Source organism: Cellulomonas sp. P2_B4, assembly GCF_056404795.1.
Genome location: NZ_JBFUDI010000019.1, coordinates 1 through 25003, shown reverse-complemented (window position 1 = coordinate 25003; position 25003 = coordinate 1). Strand labels below are relative to the sequence as shown.

The window sequence follows — 25003 nt, the reverse complement described above, 5'->3', positions numbered from 1 at the left end:
GCCCCGGTGGCCCCCGCGCCCGCACCCGCCCCGGCGCCGGCCGCCGAGACGGACCCCCGCTTCGACACCTGCAAGGACGCGAAGGCCGCGGGCTACGGCCCCTACGTGCAGGGCGTCGACCCCGAGTACGACTGGTACCGCGACTCCGACCACGACGGCACGAACTGCGAGAAGTAGCGCGACGACGGCGCCGCACCCGGAGACGGCGAACCGCCCTGCTGCACGGCACGTGGCACAGTCCGTGACGTCACCCGCCGAGCGGCGTCCGCGACGTCCTCATTGACTACCGTTCACCCGTGCCGTCCTACCGCGTGACCGCCAACGTCGGGCTGCTGCAGCCCGGGGTCGACGCTCCCGACGTGCTCCCCGCGGCCGTCGAGGTTGCCGAGTCGTTCACCACCGTCGAGGCGTTCGACGTCGCCGTCGTGCGAGGTCAGGCGCGTGTGACCGTCCGCTACGAGGCCGTCGACGACCAGTACGCGCGGCGCGTCGGCTGGGCCGTGCTCGCGCGGCTCGACGAGCTGGCGGAGATCAGCGCGCGGTCGGTGACGCGTCGGTTCGGGTCGCGCTGGTACCCGGTCCGGACGCAGACCTACTGAGCGCCGAGCTCCTCGGCAGCCTTCGCGATCCTGCGTGACCGGGTCTCCGCGGTCTTGGCGGCCTCGATCGGCTCGATGATCGCGCGCTTGCGGCTGAACGACAGGGCCTCCAGGGCGGCCCTGCCGGAGTCCGAGAGGGCCGCCGCCAGGTCGTCGGGGACCGCGATGGTGCGTGGGGCGTCGTCGTACTCGATGTCGACGTCGACCTCGTCGCCCGCCGCGACCCCCGCGCCGGCCCGGTTCTCGGCGCTCACCGGGATGAGGGTCCTGCCGCCGTACGGCGTGACCGTGCTGCGGTAGGAGTACCCGTTGATCGTCACGACGACGGGGAATCGGGCGCCGCGGCCCATCGCCTCGACGACCTCGGCGGGAACCGGCATACCCGTCGCGGACTTGCCGCCGAGCTCGAGAACCGTCCGAAAGCGCATGGGCCGAGACTAGAGCCCCGCCCGCTCGGCTGCCGAGGCCGCGCCCAGCCACGTGTGCGGGTTGCGGTCCCAGCACCAGCCGAGCTTCGCGCGCCGCTCGCTGATCCAGACGGCGGGCACGCGCTGGTTGGTGCCGGTGCGCGAGCCCATGAGCGAGAAGCACTTGTTCGACCGGAGCATGTCCGGCCGCACGATCGTCAGCGCGACCCCCTCGTGGATGGTCAGCGGGGTCCGGCCGCGGGCGGTCACGGTCGCGAGGGCCGTCTCCGGCGTGACGTTGCAGAACTCCGAGCCGGTGTCGATCGCCCAGAGCAGGTACGGGCCGTCGGGAACGTCGACGAGCGCCCGGTAGGTCGGCGCCTCCTCGCGGTCGATCACGCTCGCGCCGAGCTTGCTGCCGCGACGCATCGCCGGGGCCAGGTCGTTGACGTCCAGCCCGGGCACGACGAGCACGAACGGCACGGCGTCACCGTCGACGACGGCCGACGGTGCGGGTCCGGGCGCCGTGCCGCGCAACGGCTCCACCGAGGCCCGGAACGTCGCCTCGTCGGTGCCCAGCAGCGCGGGGATGCCGAGCTCCACGTACGCGGTGGTCTGGCGCTCGAGCTCGTCGGCGAAGGACGACGTCGGGTCGAACGCGGTCGACGCGGGCGACGGGGGAGCGGTGACGGTCGGCAGGGACGGGTCGATGGTCGTGACGGGGACGCCCATGGGCTCCTTCTCGGGTCGGGAGAAGGTTCAACGGCCCGGCCGGCCGTGGTGTTCCCTCAGAGCAGCGCGTCGCCCTGACCCAGGATGATCGGGTCGCCCAGCGGGCGGGCGGGTCGGGCGCGGCCCTGGCCGGCCGGCGTGGCCGGTACGTAGCGGTGCGCGACGACGAGGCTCGGCTGCTGGGCGTCGGAGGCTTCGACGAGGACCGCGGGTGCGTCGCCGGCCCCGGGAGAGGGCAGCGAGCCGTACCAGGCGACCGCTCCGCGGGCGGCACCCGACGACCGGACCCACTCGCGGGCGACGTGCTGGGCGTGCGTGGGGTCACCCTCGAAGGAGCGGACCTCCGGTCCGGCGCCGCCGTCGACCAGGGCGAACGGCTGGGTGTCGGCGGGGGCGGTCAGCACGACCTCGAGCGCGTGCTCGAGCGCGCCGAGCGCGATGTCCTGGGCAGCGGGCGACGGCGGGTAGGGCAGCTCACCGGGAGTGCGCGGCAGGTCGTCGCCGGCCAGCCGCGGGTTCGGGAACGCAGCGACCTCGGGCGCCGCGGCCATCACCAGGTGCGCGGCCGCGGCGGCGACGTACTCGCCGACCCACTCGGGCGTGCACCCGCCCACCCAGCGCGAGCGGACATCGGTCAGGGGCAGCGCGGCATCGAGCCCGGAGGCCGACACGACGGTGGGCGTGGGGTCGTCGGAACCGTGGTGCAGCGCCCACCGGGCACCGGGGACGCGTGAGATCAGCAGGTCGCCCACACCCACCCCGAGGGCCAGGACCATCGCCGCGGGCGGTGCCGACGACGACGGCGCCGCCGCCCACGAGGTCCGCGCGTGGTGCAGGAGCGCGCCGATCGCGGCGGGGTCCGTGATGTCGATCCCGGCGGAGCGCAGGTGCGCCCGCGCACGGTCGAGGTGTGCGACCTCGCCCGGCGTCAGCGTGCGGATCCCCGGGGCGATGTCGACGGCGCCGGACGCGGAGGTGGGCAGCGTCGAGCGCGCATCGTTCATGGGGGCGGGATCGACCGCGCCGACCCGCTCCTTGAGCCCCCTGGTCGCGATTCCACCCGATGCCTCACACCTCTGGTGGAACGCGTGTCCGGAGCGCACGATTGGTCCCATGACTTCCCTCACCGAGCACGAGCAGAGTGACATCGAGAAGGCCAACGCGACCGGGCTCACCCCGGTCGTCTTCGTCCACGGGCTGTGGCTCCTTCCGAGCAGCTGGGACCGCTGGCGCACCCTCTTCGAGGCCGCTGGGTACGCGACGATCGCCCCGGGCTGGCCCGACGACCCCGACACCGTCGCCGAGGCGAACGCCAACCCGTCGACGTTCGCGAAGAAGGGGATCACCGACATCGCCGACCACGTCGCCGAGGCCGTCGCCGGGCTGCGGATCAAGCCGGCGGTCGTCGGCCACTCGTTCGGCGGGCTGCTGGCGCAGATCATCGCGGGCCGGGGGATGTCCGCGGTCACCGTCGCCGCCGACCCGGCCCCGTTCCAGGGTGTCCTGCCGCTGCCCATCTCGGCGCTCAAGTCGGCGTCGCCCGTGCTCACCAACCCGGCCAACTACCAGCGCGCGGTCCCGCTCACCTACGACCAGTTCCGGTACGCGTTCGCCAACGCGGTCGACGAGGTCGAGGCCAAGGAGCTGTACGAGACCTACGCGGTGCCCGGGTCCGGGGAGCCCCTGTTCCAGGCGGCCGCGGCCAACTTCAACCCCTGGAGCGAGGCCAAGGTCAAGTCCAAGAACCCCGAGCGCGGCCCGCTGCTCATCATCTCCGGCGAGTACGACCACACCGTCCCGTGGGCCATCGCGCACGCGTCGTTCAAGCGCCAGAAGCGCAACGAGGGCGTGACCGAGATCGTCGAGATCAAGGGCGTCGGGCACTCGCTCGTCATCGACCACGGCTGGGAGGCGGTGGCGCAGACCGCCCTCGACTTCGTGCAGCGCTTCGTGCGCTGAGGGCCGTCGCGGTCTTCCGACGAGGCCACCCGGGGCTGGTCCGCCCGGGTGGCCTCGTCGCGTCCGGGGGTGGCGCTCGCGGGTGCGGCGGCTAGCCTGGCGGGGCGCGGGGGGCGTGTCCTGTCCTGCCGTCCCCGGAGTGCCGCATCCGCCGACCAACGCGTGTCGTCGTCGTCGCCGTGACCGCCGCCCTGGTCGTCGGCGTGGCCGGGGGTGCCTGGGCGTGGGACTCGCACCAGGACGACGTGGCCTCGCAGCACGCCCAGGCCGCCGAGCGCGCCGCCGCCGTCGCGGACGCGCAGGCCTCCGACGTCGAGGTCGCGCTGGGGCACGACGCCGCACTCGACAGCGCTCAGGCCGCCGTCGTGCTGGCCGACGCCCGCGCCGGCCTCCAGGCGGGTGCCGACGGCGCGCGCGCGACGTTCGACGCGACCGCGGGGCAGGTGGCCGACGACGCGGTCCGGCAGGCGCTCGCGGCACAGCTGGCCGCAGCCGACGCGACCCTCGCCGCTCCCGCCGGACACAGCGCCGCGGACCTGCGCGCGCTCACGAGCGCGCTCGCGGGCGGCAACGCTGCGGTGGTCGCCGCCCACGACGCGTGGAACCAGCAGCAGGCCGCGGACGCCGCGGCGGCCGCCGCCAAGGCCGCGAAGCCCACGACCCCCAAGGCCGCCGCCCCGTCCAGGGCGCCCTCGTGCGAGACCACCTACGACGGCCCGCCGTTCTACACGTCCCCGCCGACCGCGGGCGGCGACGGCTCCAACGGCAAGCTCCCGCCCAGCGCGCTGACCGCGATCAGCTGGGCGACGGACCCGCACGGCACCCCGTACTACCTGCGCAGTGACGCGGCGGCCGCGCTCGAGCGGCTGAACACCGCGTTCCGGGCCGAGTTCGGGCACAACCTCGGCCTCGACCTGACCTACCGCGACTACGACACGCAGCTCGCCATGCGTGCCGCGCTCGGCACGGTCGCGGCGACCCCAGGCACCTCGACCCACGGGACCGGGCTCGCGCTCGACGTGCCCGAGCTGCCCTGCGAGTACGGCTGGGACACCGCGCAGCGCAGCTGGCTCGTGAGCACGGGCCCCTCGTTCGGCTGGCGCGCGCCGGGCTGGGCGCAGCGGACCGGCTCCAACCCCGAGTACTGGCACTTCGAGTACGTCGGCTGAACCCCCTGCGCGGTGGTCGGCACTGCGCCAGGATGGGGTCACAGGGCGGGGGAGCCGATGAGCAGGAGCTGGATCTGGTTCGTCGCGATCGCGGCGATGCTCGGCGTGCTGACGTGGAGCACGGCCGTCGGGAACGAGCGCGTCGGGACGTTCGCGTACTGGTCGGGCATGGGGATCGTCGCGGTGCTCGTCGCCTGGAGGGTCGCCCGCGCGCTGGTGCGGCGTGGGGAGTCCGCTCGCGAGGTCGTCGCGCCCGGCATGCAGGGTCTCGACGAGGTGCAGGGCCTCTACCTCGGGCGGCCCGACGTCGGCCCGGTGAGCTACGGCACCGAGGACCGCCCGGTCCCTGGGCTCGTCGTGGATCGGCCGGACCCGCTCGACGACAAGGTCTGGCGCGTCTAGGCGCTCTCGGCGCCGGCGGGGGCCTTCTCGTCCGGCGGCCGGACCCCGTCGGCGCTGCTCGGCACGGTGAGCAGCGAGATCAGCGCGCCACCGGCGAGCAGGCCGGCGCAGATGAGCATCGCGATCCGGTAGGCGGGCTCGAGGGTGGTCGGGTCGGTGAGCGAGGCGCCGACGCCCGCTGCCAGCGGAAGCACGGCGATCGCGAGCAGACCGGCCACGCGCGCGACCGCGTTGTTCACGCCGCTCGCCGCACCGGCCAGGTGGTCCGGCGCTGCCGCCAGGGCCGTCGTCGTCAGGGGAGCGACCGTGGCCGACAGCCCGAGGCCGAACACCACGATGCCCGGCAGCACGTGCGTGAGGTAGGGGGTGTCGGGCGTGACGCCGAGCAGCAGCACCACGCCGACCGCGCAGACGACAGGCCCGACCGTCATCGGGAACTTCGGGCCGATGATCGTGCTCAGCGCCCCGGCGCGCGGCGAGAGCAGGAGCATCAGCACGGTGACCGGCAGCGGGGCCAGCCCGGCCGCGAGCGGCGAGTAGCCGGCCACCACCTGCAGCGTCACGACGAGGAAGAAGAAGATCCCCGAGATCGCGGCGTAGATGAGCAGCGTGGCGGCGTTCGTGCCCGAGAACGGGCGCCACCGGAACAGCGCCGGCGGCAGGATCGGGGCGACGGCGCGCGACTCGACGAAGACGAACGCGCCGAGGAGCAGCACGCCGGCGAGCAGCGTCCCGACGACGACCGCGTCAAGGCTGCCCGACTCGGTCCAGGCCGTGAACCCGTAGGTCAGGCCCGCCAGGCCGAGCGCCCCCAGGACCGTCCCCGCGACGTCGAGCTTCTTGGCGGCGGTCGCGTCCGAGCTCTCCGGGACGTGCCGCATGGTCACCGCGACGACGACGAACGCGATCGGCAGGTTGATCCCGAACACCCAGCGCCACGACGTGACCTCGACGATCCAGCCGCCCAGGAACGGCGCGATCGCGCCCGCGATGCCGCCGAGCCCCGACCAGGCGCCGATCGCCCTGCCGCGATCCGAGCCGGTGAACGTCGACTGCAGGATCGCCAGCGACCCGGGCGTCAGCAGCGCGCCGCCCACGCCCTGCAGGGCGCGCGCGGCGATGAGCAGCCCGACCGTGGGTGCGACCGCGCAGACCAGCGACGCGATCGCGAACCACACCACGCCGAACAGGAAGATGCGCCGTCGACCGAACCGGTCGCCCAACGACCCGCCCAGCAGGAGGAACGCCGCGAGGGTCAGCGCGTACGCGTTGACGGTCCACTGGAGGTCGGCGGTCGTGGCGCCGAGGTCGTCGGCGATGTTGGGCAGGGCGATGGTGACGACGGTGGCGTCGATGAACGCGATCGCCGACCCGAGCACGGTGGCAAACAGGACCCATCGGCCGCGGGCCGACGCGTAGACGATGCCCCCGGCGGCGGACCCGCCGTCAGGCGTCGCGGGGTCGGTCACGGTCTTTGCTGGGCTGCACCCGCTTCGGCTCGCCCGGCATCTTCGGGTACTCCGGCGGGTACGGCAGGTCTCCCTGCCCCTCGTCGGTCTCCTGCCGGTCGGCCAGCTCGAGGAGCGACTCGATGGAGTACCGCGGTGTCGTCCGAGCGACCAACGGTGCGAACAGGTCGCCGACCTCGGCGAACCGCGCGGGCATCGTCGTGACCGTGAAGTCGTCGGGTGCGACGTCCGCGACCTCGTCCCAGCGCAGGGGAGCCGACACCGTGGCGCGCGGGTTGGTGCGGATCGAGTAGGCGGACGCGATCGTGCGGTCGCGGGCCATCTGGTTGTAGTCGATGAAGATCTTCTCGCCGCGCTCCTCCTTCCACCACTTCATGGTGACCTGGGACGGCAGGCGCCGCTCGAGCTCACGGCCGAACGCGATGGTGGCCCGGCGGGCGTCGACGAACGACCACCGCGGCTCGATCGGGACGAAGATGTGGATGCCCCGGCCGCCGGACGTCTTGGGCGTGCCCTCCATGCCGTGCTCCTGCAGGAGCTCCCGCACGTGCGGCGCCACGCGGGCGGCGTCCGTGAAGTCGGTGCCCGGCTGCGGGTCGAGGTCGATGCGGATCTGGTCCGGCGACTCGACGTCGTCGCCGATCACCGGCCAGGGGTGGAACGTCAGCGTGCCCAGGTTGGCGGCCCACGCGACGACGGCCAGCTCGCTGGGCGCCACCTCGTCGGCCGTGCGGCCGCTCGGGAACGCGATGCGCGCCGTCCTCACGTAGTCGGGCGCACCCTGGGGGACGCGCTTCTGGTAGAACGCGTCGCCCGTCGAGTCCATCCGGGTGGCCAGCTTGGCGCCCTCGAACACGCCCTTGGGCCAGCGCTCGAGCGTCGTCGGCCGGTCGAGGAGCGCCCCCAGGATGCCGTCGCCCACCGAGACGAAGTACTGCACGACGTCGAGCTTGGTCAGGCCGCGCTCGGGGAAGTAGACCTTGTCGGGGCTGCTGACGCGCACGGTCCGGCCGTTCACCTCGAGCTCGACCGCGGGAACCTTCGACGGGGACATGCTGCTCAACCTAAGGCGTGGTTCCGACAGTCGCCCAGGGCAGCGTCACCCCGCACCGATCAGCCCCCGCTGGTGCGCGACCGACACGGCCTCGGCGCGCCCGGAGACCCCGAGCTTGGCCAGCAGGTTCGAGATGTGCACCGAGACGGTCTTCCCGGAGATGTAGAGCTTCTCCCCGATCTGCCGGTTGGACAGCCCCTGCGCGACGAGCGCGAGCACCTCGGCCTCGCGCGCGGTCAGCACGTCGGCGCCCGCGACCCGCACGCCCGGCAGGTCCAGCCGCCCGCGCCTCGCGAGGCCTCGCACGGCGGTGGCCAGCGGCACGGCGCCCATGTCGTCGGCCTCGGTCAGCGCGGCCCCGGCCTCGACCAGCGCACCCTCGCGGTCGCCGCCCTCCAGCAGCGCCTCGGCGAGCCGGAACCGGCTGCGCGCCAGCTCGTACCGGTAGCCGTAGTCGAACTCGTCGATCGTGGTGCGCCAGAGCGCCGGGTCGTTGGTGCCGACGAGCCTCGAGTGCTCGGCATGCACCCGCGCCAGCCACGCGCGACCTTCCGGTCCCATGCGGCCGCCCCGTGGCCGGCCCCGCTCGGCGGTCTCGACCGCGCGCGCGAGCAGGTGGTTGCCGGTGGCGACCGCCTCGGACACGTCCTTGCCGAGCAGCCGGTCCTGCTGCGTCTGGTCGGCAATCGCCGAGAGCGCCAGCGCGACCAGCCAGATGCCGCCGAGGAAGTAGTCGGACCACGTGCGCCACAGGTACTCCAGCAGGCGCACCGCGAGGGCGACGGCGCCCTCCAGGTCGCCCCGCCAGGTCAGGGCGTCCACCGTGCAACCGCCCGCGACGAGCGCGATGAACCCGTCGCGGTTCCACACCGACTCGAGCGCGAGGCCGCGCTCGACCGCGTCGGCGTCGCCGCGCGCGACCGCCGCATACAGCGCCTGCGACTTGAGGATGTCGGCCAGCTCGTCGGGCACCCCGCCCAGCCCGGCCGGGCTCAGGTCCCCCCGGACGTAGCGGACCAGGTTGACGAACATGTGCAGCTCGAGCCCGTACGCGCTCCAGGTCATGCCGAGTGCCGCGGCCCGCTCGACGCCCTCGGTCGCCATCGCCGCGGCACCGGGCAGGTCGCCCGCGTAGTAGCGGTTGGACGTGAGGTTGTAGATCGTGCGCAGCTCGGTGCCGTAGTCGCAGGCCTCGCGCGCCCGGGCCAGCGCCGTGTCGAGGAGCTGGGCGGCACGGTCCGCGTCGTCGACGACGAGCACCGCCAGCGAGGTGAGCGCGTCGCTCTCGGCGTCCGCGGCACCCGCGGCCCGTGCCACCTCGACGGCCTCCTGCGCTGCGGTGAGGGCCTCGTCGTCCAGGTCGGCGTTCATGGCCGCGCGGGCGTAGCTGGCCAGGGCCCACGCGCGCGCCGGGGTGTTGCCGCTCGGGAGCGCCTCCACGGCCAGGGACGCCTCCCGGATCGCGTCCTCGATGTCGTCGGTCGCCAGCAGGTACCGGGCGAGCAGGGTGCGGAGCATGGCCTGGCGCTCGATGTCCGAGCCGGTCTCCTCCACCGCCGCGCGGGACAGCTGGACGGCCCGGTCGGACTGCCCGGCGCGGCTGGCGGCCGCAGCGGCGGCGGCGAGGACGTCGGGGTGGTCCTGGTCGAGCGTCGCCGTGACCTCGGGCACCGCGCCCCACAGCCGCAGGACGACCTCGAGGTGCCGGACCTCCTCGGTCGGGGCGAGGACCTCGCGCGCCTGGTGCGCGGCCTCCAGGGACGCGAGCACGGCCGTCGGCAGGTCGGGGGCGCGCAACGCGTGCGAGGCGAGCTGCGACGGCGGGCCCAGCGTCGGGTCGGCACTCAGCACCCGCAGGTAGGTGCGGTGCAGGGCCGACTGCTCGCCGGGCAGCAGGTCCGTGTAGACGGCCTCGGCCAGCAGCGCGTGCCGGAACGCGATGCGCTCGTCCTCGCCGCCGAGGATGTGGTGCGCGACCGCCTCCCGCAGCGCCGAGTCGAACGCGCCGGGCGCCGTCAGCTGCGGGTCGCCGTCCGCGGCCACGACGGCCCGCAGGAGCGGCTCCGAGACGCGTCGGCCGGCCGCGGACGCGATCCGGGCGAGGCGCTGCACGGACGGGTCGAGCTGCTCGAGCCGCGAGCGCAGGACGTCGGCCAGCGACCACGGCAGCTCGTCGGCCTCCGCGCCGGCCTCCAGGAGCTCCTCCGCGAAGTACGCGTTGCCCTCGGAGCGGTCGATGACGCGGCGCAGGGTGCGCTCCTCCAGCGGTGCGCCCGCGAGCGCGGTGGTGAACTCGCGCAGCTCGGCGTCGGTGAAGGGGGCGAGGTCCAGCCGTTCGACGCGCGGGTGCCGGGCCAGCTCCGCCGCGACCGGTCGCCACGGGTGCCGGCGGTGCAGGTCGTCCGTGCGGTAGCTCGCGACGACCACGAGGTGTTGGTCGCGCAGCCGCGAGACGAGGAAGCGCAGGACGTCGCGGCTCGACGCGTCCGCCCAGTGCAGGTCCTCCAGGACGAGCAGCAGCGGGTGCCCGGGAACCCCGACGGCGCCGAGCGCCTCGACCAGGCCGTCGAACAGCTGCAGCCGGCTCGACTGGTCGTCCAGCGGGCCGGCGACACCGGTGGGCCCGGGCAGCAGCCGGGCCAGCGCGGGACGGTCCGCGACGACCGCGTCCACCGCGTCGGCGTCCAGCGCTCGCAGCTGCGCGAGCGCCTCCGCGAAGGGGAGGTAGGGCAGCCCGATCTCGCCGAGGTCCACGCAGTGCGCGACGACGACACGGGCCCCGGACGCCTCCGCCAGCTCCGCGACATGACGCAGGAGCCGGGTCTTGCCTACGCCGGCGTCCGCCGCGATGAGGACCGCGGTGGGCTCGCCGGCATCGGCGCGCCGCAGGGCCAGCGTGAGCTGGTCGACCTGCGGCGCGCGTGCCACGAACGGTGTGCTCATCGAGCCACGTGCCATGCCCCTGATCCTCGCAGGAGCCACCCACGCGCGGCACTGAATAGCGGGTGCGCGGGCTGCACCGGGCGCAGCCGCCCGTCGGGACGGACCAGGCGGTCGCCCTTCTTGGGGCGCTGCAGGGCGGTGGACATGCGGTCGTGGCGGTAGGCGAGCTCGCCGTCGAGGGCGGTTCCCCAGAATTCAGCCATGGTGTTCCTCCTCAGTACCGCCGGACGGGCGTCCGACGCTTCTTCCTGACATCGAAGACTTTCGTCGTGAGGGGTGGGGTGGCGGATCGGTCGACCGACGGGTCCTGGGCCCGGGATGTGGAGGGATCCGCCTCTGAGGTGGCTCTGAGGTGGTCTGAGGTACCTCAGACGGGGGCACGATGGGGGCATGGGACTCGTTCAGGTCGCCCAGCGCGCGACCGACCTCGACCGGGCGGCGGCGTTCTACACGGACCTGCTGGGCGCGCAGCCGACGGCGAGGTTCGACCCGCCCGGCCTGCTGTTCTACGACCTCGACGGCGTCCGGCTGCTCCTCGACGTCAACGCGCCGACCGCCCTGCTGTACCTGCACGTCGACGACCTCGACGCCACCCTCGAGCGTCTGCGCGCCCACGGCGTGACGGTCGAGTCCGAGCCGCACGTGATCTTCCGGCACGAGGACGACACGCTCGGCCCTGCCGGCACCGACGAGTGGCACGCGTTCGTGCGCGACTCCGAGGACAACCTCGTCGGGCTGGTCAGCCACCGCCGCTGACCGCTGGGACCTCCGTCCCAGGCCCGGGTGCGAGCACCCCCTGGCGCGGGGGTTACCGACCGGTCTTCACCCGGACGCGAAGGGGCACCTCGGGCGAGACCCCCCCGACTCGGGCACTCTGGACGGGTGGGCGATGTACGGGACCTCCGGAGCGCGGCGAGCGCGAGGCAGCGCGATGCGCACGTCGTGGACGCCCAGCTGGTCGTCGAGGCCGAGCGGTCCGCCCCGCGAGCGGCGCGGCACTGGGTCATGCGCGCGGCCGCCGCCGCCGGGATCGGCGGCGCGGCCAACCAGGTGGTCGAGCTGCTCACCGGCGAACTCGTCGCGAACGCCGTGGTGCATGGTCCGCCCGACGGCGCCGTGACGGTCCGCGTCCGCATCGACGGGCCCGTGGTCCGGGTCATGGTCAGCGACGGCGGCGGCGGCGTCCCGGTCGTCGGGCACCCCGAGCCGACGGCCCCGAGCGGTCGCGGGCTGGCCCTCGTCGAGGCGCTGTCGTCGGACTGGGGCACGCTCCCCCGCCCGGACGGGAAGACCGTCTGGTTCGAGGTCCGCGACGACGACTGAACCCCGTTCAGGCGGCACAATCGTGAACCAGACGAAAGGGACGGGCCCTGGCCTGCGGTTCGACGGTGCGCGCATCGCCCGTCCGGCGTAGTTTCGGGGCGTAGTTCGGGGGACAGCCACGGCCGACGAGGGGCAGCGACACGATGAACGACGAGGGTCAGAAGGGGTCGACGGCGACCCGTCTGCCCGAGATCAGCGCCGAGGTCCGCGAGGACGGCACCGGTGAGATCTCGATCGACGGCGTGATCGAGCGCGTCAGCAAGGCGAACCTGGCCGAGGCCGGAGCCGCGATCACGTCGCGGATCGCCGAGCTCGCCGTGTCCGTCGGGCAGCCCGTCCCGGTGCAGGTGCGCGACCCTGAGGGGCTCTGGTCGCTGATGATCCACCCCGACGGCGTCGTCGACGAGGCACCGAGCGCGCCGCAGCCGACGCCGGCGCAGCCCGCCCCGCCCGTGGCGGCGGCCCCGCAGCCGAACGGAGCAGCAGTGAGCGAGAAGGACTCCGTCGCGGCCGTCGCCGGCCTGCCCGAGACCCCGGCCGCCACGCCGGTGACCCCGCCGACGACCGCAGCGCGCGGTCCTTCCGCCAAGCGGGCCGACGCGCCGGTGGCCCCGGCCCCGGCCGAGGCGAAGCCCGCCACCCCGACCGGCCCGCTGCCGACCCTCGACGACCTGCTCGCCGCCCGGCACCCCGTCGAGCACGGCGGGCCCGCGGAGCACGGCTGGCGGCACGGCATCCGGCGCGTGACGTTCGGCGCGGTCCACCCCGGGCCCGGCAAGGTCGAGCGGCGTCGTCGCGCGGCGTCCGCGTCCGTGCGGCGCACGCTCGACGGGCCCAAGACGATCGTCGTCATCAATCCCAAGGGCGGCGCCCACAAGACGACCGCGACGATGCTCCTGGCCGCGACGTTCGGCCTGCAGCGCGGCGGGTACACGCTCGCGTGGGACAACAACGAGACGCGCGGGACGCTCGGCTGGCGCTCGTCGCACGCCGACCACACGCGCACGGCCGTCGACCTCCTGGACGCGCTGCCCGCGCTGTCCCAGCAGGGCACGGTGCGCATCGGCGACCTCGACGGGTTCGTGCGGACGCAGCCCACCGAGCAGTTCGACGTGCTCGCGTCCGACGAGAACTCCGCCTCGGCGTCGTCGGTGGACGCCCGGTCGTTCTCCGACCTGCACCAGGTCCTCTCGCGGTTCTACCGGGTGCTCGTCATCGACACCGGCAACAACATGCGCGCCTCCAACTGGCAGGCCGCGATCGACGCCGCCGACCAGATCGTCGTCGTCTCCACCATCCGCGAGGACACCGCCCAGTCCGCCGCGTGGGCCCTGGACGCCCTGCGCTCCACCGGGCACGAGGAGGCGGTCCGGCGCGCGGTCACGGTGCTGTCCGCGCCCGAGCCCAAGGTGGACAAGGACCTGCACAAGCGGCTGCGCACGCACTTCGGCGCGCTGACGCGCACCGTCATCGACGTGCCGCACGACAGGGCCCTCGTGGCCGGCGGACCCATCGACTACGAGGCGCTGGAGCAGCGCACCCGCGACGCGTGGCTGCAGGTCACCGCAACCGTCGCCGACGGGCTCTGAGGGGCCGCCTGCATCTCGTCGGGACGGCCGTGCAAGATCGCGCAGGCTGACGACAGAGGGGAGGTGTAGGCCATCGTCGACCCTGGGAGCACCGTGCCACCGCGCAGCACGTCCACGTCCGAGAACGCGAGCACGCCCGCAGACGCCGCGTCTGCCGGTGCCGTGCCCGGCGACGACGTGCCGCAGGACGCAGCCGGCACCGACGGCTCCCCGGCCGACGAGCCGCGACTGGCCCTCGTCGCGAACGCGGTGCCGCACGACGACGCGTGGTTCGAGGCGCTCGTGCGCGAGCACGCGACCGCGGTGCACCGGTTCCTGGTCCGACGGGCGGGTCGCGACGAGGCCGACGACCTCGCGGCCGACGTGCTGACCACCGCGTGGCGTCGTCGTGACGACGTCCCCGACGGCGCCGAGCTGCCGTGGCTCTACCGCACCGCCGGTTTCGTCGTCGCGAACCACCGCCGCAAGGGCCGCCCCGTGCCGGTCGAGGACGTTCCGGACGACGTCCTGGGCGGCGACGACCCGGCTGCGCTGTTCATCGAGGACGAGCAGGTGCGCACCGTGCTCGGCGCCCTCGCGCCGCGCGACCGCCAGATCCTGCTGCTGAACGCCTGGGAGGGCCTCGTCGGCGACGGCCTGGCCGCCGTCCTGGGCATCTCCCGGGGTGGCGCCGACGCCGCGCTGAGCCGCGCCCGTGCCCGGCTGCGCGAGGCCTGGGCCGCGGCGGACGCCTGACGCCTGACGTCTGCCGGCGTCCTGGCTGCAAGCCCCGCGCCCGTCGCGACACATACGGGGCAGAGGACCACCCCGTACAGGAGGCAGACACATGAACGACGACGACCAGACCCAGCCGCAGGACGACGCTGCGTTCGCGCGGCTGCAGGCCGCCGACCCCGCCGGCGGCGCCGCCCCGGACCTCACCTCCGTGTACGCGGCCGTCGCGGAGGCCACGGGGGTCGTCGTGACCGAGGAGACGATCCCGGTCGACGAGCTCTCGGCCCGTCGCGCCCGGCGCGCACCGCGCTGGCTGCAGGCCGCGGCGATCGTCGCGGGGATCGCGGTCATCGGGGGCGGGAGCTACGCGCTCGGCGGCGCCAACGCCGGCTCGACGCCCGTCGCGGAGCCTGCGATGAGCCTGGGCGACAACGGGAGCAACGGGAGCGGCGGCGCGGCCGACTCCGCGGCGGCCCCGGAGGCGGCGAACAGGCTCGCGGCCGGTGCGGACTCGAAGCTGGCGGGCTGGGGCTTCGGGCGGACAGTGTTCGCGTCCGAGGGCCTGTCCACCGACGGCGGCAGCGCGCCCGCCTACGGCTTCGACGCGGTGGCCACGTACTCGCAGGCGACGATCGAGCGGGTCGCCGCGGCGCTCGGGGTGACCGGCACCGCGACGCAGCAGTACGGCCAGTGGACCGTCGGCACCAACGACGGCACCGGTCAGAACGTCTCGATCTCGTCCGACGGCCTCACGAGCGTGTCCTACTACGACCCGACGCGGGACCCGTGGTCCTGCATGAAGTTCGACACCGAACCGGTCGAGCCGCCCGCGGACGGCGCGGCGGGCGCCGGCACCGACGCGGTCGCCCCGGCCCCCGGGCCCAGCTGCGACCCGAGCACCGGCTCCGCGCCGAGCGCGGACTCGGCCGTCTCCACGGCGAAGGACACGATGTCCGCGCTGGGTGTCGACCCGTCCGGCTTCGAGTTCGAGCCCATGACCGACTCGTCGGGCGCGCAGATGACCACGGTGTCCGCGTACCAGGTGGTCGACGGGCAGCGCTCCGGGCTGTCCTGGAGCTTCACGATCGTCGCGTCAGGTGTCCAGTCGCTCTACGGGTCGCTCGCGCCGGTCGTCTCCCTCGGCGACTACGACGTGATCAGCCCGACGGAGGCCGTCGCCCGGCTCAGCGACCCCCGCTTCGGCTCGTCGTACGGCGGCATCATGCCGCTGGCCGCGGATGCCCACTCCGCCATGGGCGGGACCGCCGACGCGATCGCGCCGGCACCCTCCGACGAGCCGACCGTCCCGGCGACGCCCGCCCCCGGCAGCCCGCTGGCGTGGCCGGTGCAGCACGTGACCCTCGTGTCCGCGAAGCTCGGCGTGGCCATCACCACGCTGCCCGACGGCGCCTCCGTCCTGGCCCCGACGTACGAGCTCGCCGACGCCGACGGCATGACGTGGACCGTCATCGCGGTCGCCGACGACGACCTGGACTTCACGTCCTGACGCCTGCGAACCACGGCCGGCCCGCACCTGGAGGGGGAGCGGGCCGGCCGTTCGTCTGCGCGCGGGACCGGCGCCCGTGTCACCCGGGACCAGGTGGGCGCGGGCTGACAGACTGACCGCATGGTCGAACGCCCCGAGAAGCTGCTGCTGCTCGACACCGCCTCGCTGTACTTCCGCGCGTACTTCGGCGTCCCGCAGACGATGACCGCGCCCGACGGCACCCCGGTCAACGCCGTGCGCGGGCTGCTCGACATGATCGCGCGGCTGGTCACCGACCTGCGGCCCACCCGGCTCGTCTGCTGCTGGGACGACGACTGGCGGCCGGCGTTCCGCGTCGACGCGATCCCGTCGTACAAGGCGCACCGGGTCGCCGTCGAGGTGCCGGGGACCACCGGTCTCGAGGAGGTCCCGGACTCGCTCTCGCCGCAGGTCCCGCTGATCGTCGACGTGCTGGCCGCCCTCGGCATCGCACGTGTCGGGGTGCCGGGGTACGAGGCCGACGACGTGATCGGGACCCTCGTCGCGCGCGAGGTGGCCAAGCCCGCGGACCGCGCGATCGTCGAGGTGGTGACCGGCGACCGCGACCTGTTCCAGCTGGTCGACGACGACGTCCCCGTACGGGTGCTCTACACGGCGCGTGGCATCCGCGACCTCGAGACCGTCGACCAGGCCCGGCTGAAGGACAAGTACGGCGTCGCGACGGGCTCGGGGTACGCCGACATGGCCGTGCTGCGCGGCGACCCGAGCGACGGGCTGCCCGGCGTGCCGGGGATCGGCGAGAAGACCGCGGCCGCGCTCATCCACCGCTACGGCTCACTGGTCGAGGTGCTCGTCGCCCGTGACGCGGGGGACGCGGGACTGAGCCCGACGCAGCGCCGCCGGCTGGTCGAGTCGTCGTCCTACCTGGCCGTCGCGCCCGCGGTCGTGCGGGTGGCGCCGGACGCGCCGGTGGGGGAGCTCGACGACCGGCTGCCGTCGGTCGTCGCGAACGCCGAGGAGCTCGTCGCGCTCTCCGAGCGGTGGGGGCTGTCGTCGAGCGTCAAGCGCGTGGTGGACGCCCTCATGCTCTGAGGCCGGGTGAACCCACCGCGTACCGGCCGTCCGTGACGGCGGCTCAGTCCTTGACGAAGACGTTCGCCGCCGCCTCGTGCCAGCCCGCCGGGGCGGTGGCGCCCGTCGGGACCAGCATGACGTCGTCGATGACCAGGTCGCTCGGCGAGCCGGCCGTCGAGGCGCAGCTGGTCCGGACGAGGTCGCCGAGGGGGACCGAGACCAGGCACAGCTGGTCGCCGGGCGCGGCGGCCGCGTAGTAGGAGGCCGCGTCGTCGGAGAGCAGGAGCCGCGTCGTCTCCGGGAAGACGAGCAGGTCGGCCAGGTCGCTCGGTGCGATCTCGTCGGCGGAGCGCTGGGTCTCGGCGAGCGCCGGGACCAGGGTCGCCGGGTCGGCGGCAGGTGCCGCGACGTCCCCGTCGAGCCGGACCCAGACCAGTGCGGCGACGACGAGCAGCGCGGCGCCCGCCAGCGCGAGCACCGTCAGGAGCCTCGAGCGCTGACGCGACGGCGCCGCGGCGCCGAAGCCGGTGAACGCGTCGCTGAACAGGTCTGCGTCGTCGTACGTGGTCATACCGACGATCATCGGCCGATCCGGCGCCCGACCTGAGCAGCACGCGCACCATCGTCCCGATTCGTCCCTCGTTCGGGCGATGCGGTCGTCCGGGAGGGCCCTCGGGCGCGGCAGAATGCTCCCTGTGATCACGGTCAGCACGGACGGTTCCTGCCTGCGCAACCCGGGCGGAGCCATCGGCTGGGCCTGGGCCAACCACGACGGCACGCACGACAGCGGTGGGCACGCCTCGGGCACCAACCAGATCGCCGAGCTCATGGCCGTCCTCGAGGCCATCCGGTCGCACCCCGGCGACGAGCCCCTGACCATCCAGGCCGACTCGCAGTACGCGATCAAGTGCTCCTCGGAGTGGATCCACGGCTGGCGGCGCAAGGGCTGGCGGACGGCGTCGGGCGGTCCCGTGCAGAACCTCGCGCTGATCCAGGACATCGACGCCGCGATCTCGTCGCGACCTGGCGGTGTCGCCTTCGAGTGGGTGCGCGGGCACCGCGGCGACCAGTTCAACGAGCGTGCCGACGAGCTCGCGGGCATCGCCGCCCGCGCCGTGCGCGACGGGGTGGACCCGGAGCCGCCGTCGTTCGCGGGCCAGCCGCTCGTCGTGCTGGCCCCGGTCTCTCCCGGAGCCGGCCTCTACGAGGACCCCGACGTCCTCTTCTAGGTCAGTGCGTGGAGCGGTTGCCGGCCAGGATCGCCAGCGCGCCGCCGACGGCCTCGTGCAGGTGGGCCGCGAGCCAGCCGCCCGGCGCGTGACCCCAGTTCTTGCCCACGGACGCGATCGGGAAGATCACCAGGTCGTGCACGGGGTGACTGAGCACCAGCTCGGGGGCGCCGTCGCCGTGCGCCGTGCTCCACACCAGGCCGGGGACGCGTTCGGCGACGAGGTCGCCCAGCGCGACGCCGAAGGCGTGGACCAGCGGGGTCGAGTCGGCGCGGTCCTCGCCCTGCAGCCACATCGCCTGGACGCGGTCGAACAGGTCGCTGACGGTCTGGGCGTCGGCGGACCCACCGCACAGGTCCGCGACGATCTCCCGGTGCTGGGCAGCCCAGACGGCCTCGGCAGCGTTGAGGGGCTCGACGCGGACGTCGCGGCTCTCGTCTGCCGGGGTGTGCGGGTGTGGCACCTCGAGGCCGTCCTGAGGCCTCGCCGCACGTCGGAACAGTCCCATGCCGACGTATCGGCTCGCCGCGAGGGCGGATTGAGCGACCGACCGGGCGATTCACGACGAAGGCCGCGCGACCCTCTCGGGATCGCGCGGCCCTCGTCGTACGGCGCCTAGCTCTTCGGTGTGACCGTCAGCGTGTGGCTCGCCGCCGATCCGGAGAAGCCACGGTCACCGCCGTAGGTGGCGACGACCGGTCCGGTCTTCTGGACGGCCGGCAGCGTGATCGTGCCCACCCCGCCGGTCAGCTGGGCGGTCCCGATCCGCTTGTTGTTGAGCGTGAACGTCACCGTGCCGGTCGGGGCGGGTGCGCCCGAGGGCCCGGTGACGGTGACCGTGATGGTCGGGGTGCTGCCCTTGGGCACCGACCACTTGACGGCGGAGAGCGCCGACGACGACTTCGCCTTGGTCACCGTGTACGACTTGCTCGCGTGCGACCCGGAGACGTCCGGGCTGCCGGCGAACACCGCCGTGAGGGTGCGCGACCCCACGGCCAGGTCGGCGGGCAGCGTGATCGTCGCCGTGCCGGTGGTGCCGCTGACGGTGAGCGTGCCGGTCCCGATCACGACGCCACGGGACTTGATCGTCACGTCGCCCGCCGGGGCAGCCGAGTCTCCCTTGACCTTGACGGTCGCGGTCGTCGGGGTGCCGAACGGCGCGCTGCTGCGGGACAGCTTGAGCGTCGTCGTGGACGCCGACTTCTTGATGTCGACGCTCACCGCCGGTGACGTGGACGGTGCGTAGGCGCCGTCGCTGGGTGCGAACGACGCGGTCAGCGAGTGCGTCCCGGCGCCGAGCTTGACCGTGACGCTCGCCTTGCCGCCGGCCACCGGCGCGGACCCGACCGGCGTGGCGCCGTCCAGGAACGTGACGGTGCCGGTCGCGGCCTTCGGCGAGACGGTGGCCTTGAGCGTCAGCGGCTTGCCGGCCTTCTTGTCCCCGGAGACGGAGAGCGTGGTGGTGGTGGCGGTCGCCGTCGGAACCGTGACGTCGACCGTCTGCCACCGGGACCCGGGGTCGGGGTTCTGGTTCTTGAGCACCAGGAGCTGGCCGGTAGCGGCGCCGGTGCCCTTGTGCACCGGAAGGACCTCGCCGTCGGCGCCCAGCGAGGTGAACGAGTCCTCGATGTTGTTCTCGAACCAGAACGGCGGGTCGTACGGGTCGATCGTGAACGTCGGTGCCGTGTCGACGACGTTGGAGCCGTCGGGCGCGTACCCCGAGAACGTCCAGACCTTGACCGTGGGCGTGGCGCCGACCGGGATCCCGGCCGCTGCCAGTGAGATCGGGGCGACGAGGACGTTGGAGTCGAAGACCCCCGCGTCGATGTCTCCGGCGAACCCGTTGATCAGCTCGGTGTCGACGACGTCGCCCGTGGCCACGTCGTACGTCTGCGCGATCGTGACGTCAGCGCTCGGGTCGGCCTTGATGACGTCCGTCTCCAGGTCCGTGGTGCCGTCGCCGTCGATGTCGATCTCGATGACGGGGTTCATCGCCAGACCCAGGCTGGCCCAGTCCCCGTTGGTCGCGATGCCGATGCCGAGCATGCCGTCGGCCGGGTCACCACCGGCGGCGGCGATCGCGGGTGCCGTCGACGTCCAGCCGACGGCCCGGATGTCTCCGGACGCGACGGTGGACGCCGAGGTGTGGATCCCCGGGGTCGGCTCGAGCTGCGGGCTGAGCGTTCCCAGGACGAGCGGCGTGGTCAGCGAGTACCACCCGCCGGACGCCACCCCGGCACCGTGCACCGGCAGGCCCGCGGTGGTGGTCGTCGGGTCGGCGAAGGCCACGGGTCCGGCGGACAGGTTCGAGACGAGGCGCGCGGCGGCCTGCAACGGCACGCGGAGCTCCTGGTTCCCGGATGTCAGGACGAGCCGACCGGTCACCTCGGCCACGTACTCGCGCGGGACGCCGAGCTGTTCGGTCGCCATGGTCGGGTCGATCTCGCGCTCGAGGGTCGCGGGGTCGGCCGTGAGCGTCAGGGTCACGATCGAGGTCCCACCCGGCGGAAGGACGAACGAGGCCGGCGAGGCCGTGATGGTCGCGCCCCCCTCGGTCGTCGGGTGCGTCACCCCGGTGGTGAACCGCTGGCTGATCGTGGCGAAGTTCTGCACCGTGACGGTCTTCTTCGCGACGACGGTCGACGGGCCGACGTTGACGATGCCCCAGTCGACCGACGTCTGCGCCGGCGCCTGGGTGTTGTACGCGATCACGGCCGTCGAGACGGCGTTCAGGGCGTCCACACGGCCGGAGCCGGTCCGTTCGGGCCCGTAGACCAGGCCCTGCCCGTTCGGCTCGGTGGTGACGTCGTGCGTGGCCGTGTTGACGACGGCGGACTTGACCTGCGCCGCGTTCCAACCCGGGTGCGCCGCGATGACGAGCGCCGAGATGCCCGCCACGTGCGGCGTGGCCATCGACGTGCCGGTCTCCGTCAGCGACTCGGTGCCGCTGCCGGACCGGACGGACGCGATCTGCGTGCCCGGGGCGGCCAGGTCGGGCTTGCCCCAGCCGAGCGACCCGTGGATGCCGCGGGACGAGCTCTCGGCGAGGACGTCGTCGGCCACGCTCTCGGACGCGGCCGCGTCGAGACCGGGACCGATCTCGACGGTGAGCGTGCCCGCCTGGATCTCCGGGAGCAGCAGGTTGGTGGTGGCCTGCGTCATCTGCGCGCCCGGGATCAGGGCGCTGCCCGTGATGCCGGCCGCGAAGATCAGCCGGTCGCCGGAGAGCAGAGCGCCGACGGCCCCCGCGGCGGCGGCGTTGTTCATCCGGCCGGCGGACCCGCAGCGGCGGGTGCTGTCGTCGGAGTCCCAGGTCAGGTAGGCGATCTTGCCGGCGACGGCAGCCGCCTGCTCGGGCGTGAACGGCGTGCACCCGTCGAAGCCAGCACCCGGGTCTCCGACGGGGGCGGTCACGTCCGGGCCCACGTAGGCGACCGAGTTCTGCGCGGCGTGCAGCCCGATCAGGCTGGGGTCGGCCGCGGCCGTGACCTTGACCGCGGCGAACGTCATCGGGCCGACCGAGTTGGCGACGGTGATGGCACTGGCGGCGTTGCCGGGCGAACCGGCGATGTCCGTGACGTCCCCGCCGTTGCCGGCGGCGATCACGACGACGGTGCCGAGCGCGGAGAGCTTGTCGACCATGAGGTTCTCAGGGTCGTCCGCGGGGGCGCCGTCGGCACCGAGCGACATGTTCACCACGTCGAGGCGGTCGCTGTAGTCGCCGTCCTGGTTGGGGTCGGCGGCGCGGTCCAGGGCGAGCGAGACCAGGTCGGTCGAGCCGCCGATGTCGCCGAACACCTTGTACGCGTAGACGCCGGCTCCGGGTGCGGTCCCGGGGCCGACCTTCCAGTCGGCGACGGACGCGAGCGAGCTGTAGTCGCCGCGGAACGTGGTGCCATCGGCCTGGACGCCGAAGCCGGCCGCGGTGCCGGTCACGTGCGTGCCGTGGCCTCCGGGCGGGTCGATCGGGTTGTCGTCGGGGGTCGGGACGGGGGTGGCGGCCGGGTCCGTGGCGTTGGGGTCGGCGTCGTAGTTGGGGCCAGCGAAGTCGTACCCGCCCAAGAACTTGGTCGGGTCGAACGAGCCCGGCTGGATCGGCAGGGTGCCGTCCGTGCCGTAGGCGGCGTCGTAGGCCTCGACTGTGCCGGGTCCGCCGAAGCTGGCGTGGGTGTAGTCCATCCCGGAGTCGATGACGCCGATGCGCACCCCTTCACCCGTCACGCCGGTGTTCTGCCAGGTCGCCAGGGCCTTCGTGAACTCGACGGTGTGCGCGTTCTCGATCGTCTTCGGGACGACGCGGTAGACGGCGACGACGTCGGGCGACTCGGCGAGCGCGCGCACCTGCTCCGCGTCTCCGGTGACGAGGGTGCCGGCCACGAGGTTGGTCAGCGTCGCGAGCTGCTTGGGGGCTGCCGATCGCGCGTTGCGCGCCGACACCTGCGCCGGGACCACCTCGTCGGCCAGCGCCTCGGTCTTGCCCGCCGCCGCCTTGACCTGCGCCGGGCCACCGCCCGCGGCCGCGACGTCGGTGCCGGACTTCGTCGCCAGCTGGACGAACGCCGTGACAGACCCCTCAGCCGCCTTGAAGTCGCCGAAGACCTTCGCGTTCGGGCCGGCCTTGGGTGCCTGTGACGCGACCTTCAGGCCGTCGGGGGTCGGTGGTGGTGCGGCCGAGGCCATCCCGGTACCGACCATCACGGTGCTGACCGTGAGGGACAACGTGGCGAGCGTGGCGACGACCGATCGACGTGACATGTGCGCATCCCTGGTTCGCGGCGGACCCGACGTGCAAACACCCGGCATGACGCAAGTCACACCGAGTGCCTGACTTCGTGCACGTTACTGACCAGTTACCCGATTCGCCATATCTGGTGCGAATCCTCCGGATTCGACCCGGCTCAGCGCAGAGGCACGAATCTGTAGGACCCGTGCGACGTGACGGTGGTGCTCCGGCGCGATCGGACGACCACCAGCAGCGTCGATCGCACGGGGATCACCATGCGGGCGTCGTCGTCGGCGAGCTGCCCGACCAGCTCGTCGGGCAACGACCGCGCGGCCGCCGAGACGAGGATGCGCGGCCAGCCGCCGTCGACCGGACGACCGAGGGCGCCGGGCACCGCCTCCTCGAGCGACGCCCACGGCACGCCCTGTGCGGCGAGGTTCGTCGCACCCCACCGCGCGAGCTCGGGGTCCAGCTCGAGCCCGAGGACGCGCCCCTGTGGTCCGACGAGACGGGCGAGCAGCGCGGTCGTCCAGCCGGACCCGGCGCCGACGTCCAGCACGTGCGCGCCGAGCGGTACCTCCAGCAGCCGCAGCATCGTCGCGACGGTGCTCGGCTGCGAGCTCGTCTGCCCGTGCCACAGCGGCAGCGGGCGGTCCTGGGCCGCGAAGCCGCGCTGCTCGGCGGGCAGGAATCCCGTGCGGGCGACATCGCGCATCGCGTCGGCCACGTCGTCGGCGCGCTGCGGGTCGACCCCCCTGCGCATCGTCCGAGCCTACGAGCGTCAGTGCGCCAACGGGGTGGACGGGGGCGCAGAACGTTCAGGACCCGGGTGGGGGTGCCGAATCGCTGGACATGGGTGCCGGTGACTTCCGTCCGCGCGCCTCGACGCGACGTGTCGGGGCGGCTGCTGCTCTGCGGTCAGCCGACGCTCTGCGTCTGGGCCGCCGGCGCGACCACCGGGATCATCCCCGTGCGCGGCACCTCCGCCGCGGTGGGCGCCGGGACGTACTTGGGCTTACGGCCGGGGCGGCCGCGCTCGCGACGGGTCTCGATGCCCTCGAGGGTGGTCGCGCGCCACACCGCTCCGCCGTTCAGCCGTCCGTCGGGCTGGGGGAGCCACGGGACCTTACGCGACAGCCAGACGCGGATCGTCGCGTGCTCGACGCCGAGCCGGTCGGCCAGGCGGGCGATGTCGTAGAGGTCGTCGAGACCCGTGGCAGCAGGCGGCGCAGGGGTGTCGTCGGTAGGCACGGCGGCAGCCTAACGGTCCGAGTCTGTGAATTGTGTGACGACACCGTAACAAGATGCGCACGAGATCTCCCCCGCGTTTGGGCTCAAGTTGTCCTGGACGCCTGTCCGAAACACTTAACGTGTCACGCGTGAGTAACAAGTTTCTGCGACGAGGTCGGCCCGAGGGCGGTCGGCACGCTGCCGCGCGCCCCGCGCCGGCGGTGCCGCACGTGCCCGCCGCCGCCGTCCTGCGCCCCGCGCGGATCGCCCAGGGAGCCGTGGTCGCCGTCCTCGCGGTGAGCCTCTGCGCCACCATGGCCGCGACCGCGAGCGCCCGTGGCGGCGAGGACCTCGCCCTCGGCGTCTCCCACACCGCCCGCGCCGCGGCGGAGGTCGCCGCCGCCCGCGACGGCGCTGTCGATGTGGCCACCGACGCCATCGAGGTCGCCCACGCCGTCCAGGCCGAGGGCAGCCAGGCCGCCGTCGATGCCGCACAGCTGGCGGCGCTCGAGGCCGCGACCGTCAAGCTCAACGACCTCGTCGAGTCCGTCGACCCCGTCGCCGCGGCAGCCGTCGCCCAGGACGCCGCTCCCGCGGTGACCGAGCCCGTCGCGCCGGTCGCGCCCGTCGCCGCCCCCGTCGTCACTACGCCGGCCGAGCCGAAGCTCCCGGTCGACGAGCCCGCTGCGACAGCGACGCCGACGCCGACGCCGACCCCGACGGTGATCCCGGTCGTCCCGCCGACCGACGGCAAGGAGGACGCCGCGACCGCCAAGCTGCGCAACGCCGTCGCAGCCGTCGCCGAGCTCACCGCCGACGTGCGCGAGAGCGCCGAGGCCAACCGCATCGCCGCGGCCGCCGCCGCCCAGGCCGCCGCCGACGCGGCCGCCCAGGCTGCCGC

Annotated in this window: 24 protein-coding genes and 1 pseudogene; 13 read left to right on the top strand and 12 right to left on the bottom strand. The window is 73.9% G+C overall.

Annotation, left to right across the window (positions count from 1 at the left end):
• Positions 1-6 precede the first annotated feature (6 nt).
• Both AC1DZC_RS19735 and AC1DZC_RS19730 read left to right on the top strand, forming a co-directional pair.
• Complete coding sequence (locus AC1DZC_RS19735; RefSeq protein WP_477044442.1) at positions 7-177, top strand: excalibur calcium-binding domain-containing protein; 171 nt, start codon at positions 7-9, stop codon at positions 175-177.
• 119 nt (positions 178-296) lie between these two features.
• Entirely contained in the window at positions 297-599 is a 303-nt protein-coding gene (locus tag AC1DZC_RS19730; RefSeq protein WP_477044441.1) for a hypothetical protein, read from the top strand.
• Here the strand turns inward: AC1DZC_RS19730 and AC1DZC_RS19725 are convergent.
• Genes AC1DZC_RS19725 through AC1DZC_RS19715 form a run of 3 tightly spaced genes read right to left on the bottom strand, consistent with a single transcriptional unit; the run spans position 593 to position 2742 of the window.
• Entirely contained in the window at positions 593-1027 is a 435-nt protein-coding gene (locus tag AC1DZC_RS19725) for a DUF1905 domain-containing protein (RefSeq protein WP_477044440.1), read from the bottom strand. The genes AC1DZC_RS19730 and AC1DZC_RS19725 overlap by 7 nt on opposite strands.
• A 9-nt stretch (positions 1028-1036) precedes the next feature.
• Positions 1037-1738, bottom strand: coding sequence for a DUF5701 family protein (locus AC1DZC_RS19720; protein WP_477044439.1), 702 nt, complete (start codon positions 1736-1738; stop codon positions 1037-1039).
• Positions 1739-1794: 56 nt separating this feature from the next.
• Positions 1795-2742 (bottom strand): hypothetical protein, encoded by a 948-nt coding sequence (locus tag AC1DZC_RS19715; protein ID WP_477044438.1) that lies wholly within the window; start codon positions 2740-2742, stop codon positions 1795-1797.
• A 109-nt stretch (positions 2743-2851) separates the two neighbouring features.
• Here AC1DZC_RS19715 and AC1DZC_RS19710 point away from each other — a divergent pair, with 109 nt between their 5' ends.
• The 3 genes from AC1DZC_RS19710 (at position 2852) to AC1DZC_RS19700 (ending at position 5268) form a co-directional block, all read left to right on the top strand.
• Positions 2852-3697: an alpha/beta fold hydrolase gene (locus tag AC1DZC_RS19710; RefSeq protein WP_477041059.1), complete on the top strand. Its 846-nt coding sequence runs from the start codon at positions 2852-2854 to the stop codon at positions 3695-3697.
• A gap of 179 nt (positions 3698-3876) precedes the next feature.
• Positions 3877-4866, top strand: a complete 990-nt coding sequence (locus AC1DZC_RS19705; RefSeq protein WP_477044437.1) for a M15 family metallopeptidase — start codon at positions 3877-3879, stop codon at positions 4864-4866.
• A gap of 57 nt (positions 4867-4923) precedes the next feature.
• On the top strand, positions 4924-5268 hold the full coding sequence (locus AC1DZC_RS19700) for a hypothetical protein (protein ID WP_477041057.1): 345 nt from the start codon (positions 4924-4926) through the stop codon (positions 5266-5268).
• On the opposite strand, the gene AC1DZC_RS19695 is transcribed toward AC1DZC_RS19700, so the two are convergent.
• From AC1DZC_RS19695 to AC1DZC_RS19680, 4 genes are read right to left on the bottom strand one after another with little or no spacing between them, the layout of a single operon-like run.
• Entirely contained in the window at positions 5265-6737 is a 1473-nt protein-coding gene (locus tag AC1DZC_RS19695) for an MFS transporter (protein ID WP_477044436.1), read from the bottom strand. The two genes, AC1DZC_RS19700 and AC1DZC_RS19695, sit on opposite strands and share 4 nt — an antisense overlap.
• Positions 6715-7791, bottom strand: a complete 1077-nt coding sequence (locus AC1DZC_RS19690) for a DNA polymerase domain-containing protein (protein WP_477041055.1) — start codon at positions 7789-7791, stop codon at positions 6715-6717. The genes AC1DZC_RS19695 and AC1DZC_RS19690 overlap by 23 nt, the downstream gene beginning before the upstream one ends.
• 45 nt (positions 7792-7836) lie before the next feature.
• Positions 7837-10734 (bottom strand): helix-turn-helix transcriptional regulator, encoded by a 2898-nt coding sequence (locus AC1DZC_RS19685; RefSeq protein ID WP_477044435.1) that lies wholly within the window; start codon positions 10732-10734, stop codon positions 7837-7839.
• Positions 10731-10937, bottom strand: a complete 207-nt coding sequence (locus AC1DZC_RS19680; RefSeq protein ID WP_477041053.1) for a hypothetical protein — start codon at positions 10935-10937, stop codon at positions 10731-10733. The genes AC1DZC_RS19685 and AC1DZC_RS19680 overlap by 4 nt, the downstream gene beginning before the upstream one ends.
• 187 nt (positions 10938-11124) lie before the next feature.
• Between AC1DZC_RS19680 and AC1DZC_RS19675 the strand changes: the two genes are divergently transcribed.
• The 6 genes from AC1DZC_RS19675 (at position 11125) to AC1DZC_RS19650 (ending at position 16938) form a co-directional block, all read left to right on the top strand.
• Positions 11125-11490: a VOC family protein gene (locus AC1DZC_RS19675; RefSeq protein ID WP_477041052.1), complete on the top strand. Its 366-nt coding sequence runs from the start codon at positions 11125-11127 to the stop codon at positions 11488-11490.
• Between the two features lie 186 nt (positions 11491-11676).
• Positions 11677-12057: an ATP-binding protein gene (locus AC1DZC_RS19670; protein ID WP_477041051.1), complete on the top strand. Its 381-nt coding sequence runs from the start codon at positions 11677-11679 to the stop codon at positions 12055-12057.
• Between the two features lie 143 nt (positions 12058-12200).
• Positions 12201-13646, top strand: a complete 1446-nt coding sequence (locus AC1DZC_RS19665) for a MinD/ParA family ATP-binding protein (protein ID WP_477044434.1) — start codon at positions 12201-12203, stop codon at positions 13644-13646.
• A 93-nt stretch (positions 13647-13739) separates the two neighbouring features.
• Positions 13740-14381 (top strand): RNA polymerase sigma factor, encoded by a 642-nt coding sequence (locus tag AC1DZC_RS19660; RefSeq protein ID WP_477044433.1) that lies wholly within the window; start codon positions 13740-13742, stop codon positions 14379-14381.
• Positions 14382-14472: 91 nt separating this feature from the next.
• Positions 14473-15867, top strand: coding sequence for a hypothetical protein (locus tag AC1DZC_RS19655; protein ID WP_477044432.1), 1395 nt, complete (start codon positions 14473-14475; stop codon positions 15865-15867).
• Positions 15868-15987: 120 nt separating this feature from the next.
• Entirely contained in the window at positions 15988-16938 is a 951-nt protein-coding gene (locus AC1DZC_RS19650; protein ID WP_477044431.1) for a 5'-3' exonuclease, read from the top strand.
• A gap of 43 nt (positions 16939-16981) precedes the next feature.
• Here AC1DZC_RS19650 and AC1DZC_RS19645 read toward each other — a convergent pair whose 3' ends face one another.
• Positions 16982-17491 carry a hypothetical protein gene (locus tag AC1DZC_RS19645; RefSeq protein WP_477044430.1) on the bottom strand — a complete coding sequence of 170 codons (510 nt, stop codon included), beginning with the start codon at positions 17489-17491 and terminating at the stop codon, positions 16982-16984.
• Between the two features lie 124 nt (positions 17492-17615).
• Between AC1DZC_RS19645 and AC1DZC_RS19640 the strand changes: the two genes are divergently transcribed.
• Positions 17616-18149, top strand: a complete 534-nt coding sequence (locus tag AC1DZC_RS19640; protein ID WP_477044429.1) for a ribonuclease H family protein — start codon at positions 17616-17618, stop codon at positions 18147-18149.
• Between the two features lies 1 nt (position 18150).
• Here the strand turns inward: AC1DZC_RS19640 and AC1DZC_RS19635 are convergent, their stop codons facing one another.
• The 4 genes from AC1DZC_RS19635 to AC1DZC_RS19620 all read right to left on the bottom strand — a co-directional run bounded on the left by AC1DZC_RS19635 (position 18151) and on the right by AC1DZC_RS19620 (position 24123).
• Complete coding sequence (locus AC1DZC_RS19635) at positions 18151-18612, bottom strand: DUF3806 domain-containing protein (protein WP_477044428.1); 462 nt, start codon at positions 18610-18612, stop codon at positions 18151-18153.
• A gap of 152 nt (positions 18613-18764) precedes the next feature.
• Positions 18765-22904, bottom strand: coding sequence for a S8 family serine peptidase (locus AC1DZC_RS19630; RefSeq protein ID WP_477044427.1), 4140 nt, complete (start codon positions 22902-22904; stop codon positions 18765-18767).
• 143 nt (positions 22905-23047) lie between these two features.
• The gene (locus tag AC1DZC_RS19625) at positions 23048-23635 is read right to left on the bottom strand and encodes a protein-L-isoaspartate O-methyltransferase family protein (RefSeq protein ID WP_477044426.1); all 588 of its coding nucleotides are present in this window, start codon (positions 23633-23635) and stop codon (positions 23048-23050) included.
• Positions 23636-23790: 155 nt separating this feature from the next.
• On the bottom strand, positions 23791-24123 hold the full coding sequence (locus tag AC1DZC_RS19620; protein ID WP_477044425.1) for a hypothetical protein: 333 nt from the start codon (positions 24121-24123) through the stop codon (positions 23791-23793).
• A gap of 128 nt (positions 24124-24251) precedes the next feature.
• Between AC1DZC_RS19620 and AC1DZC_RS19615 the strand changes: the two are divergent.
• Positions 24252-25003, top strand: a pseudogene (locus AC1DZC_RS19615) (hypothetical protein); the annotation flags it as partial.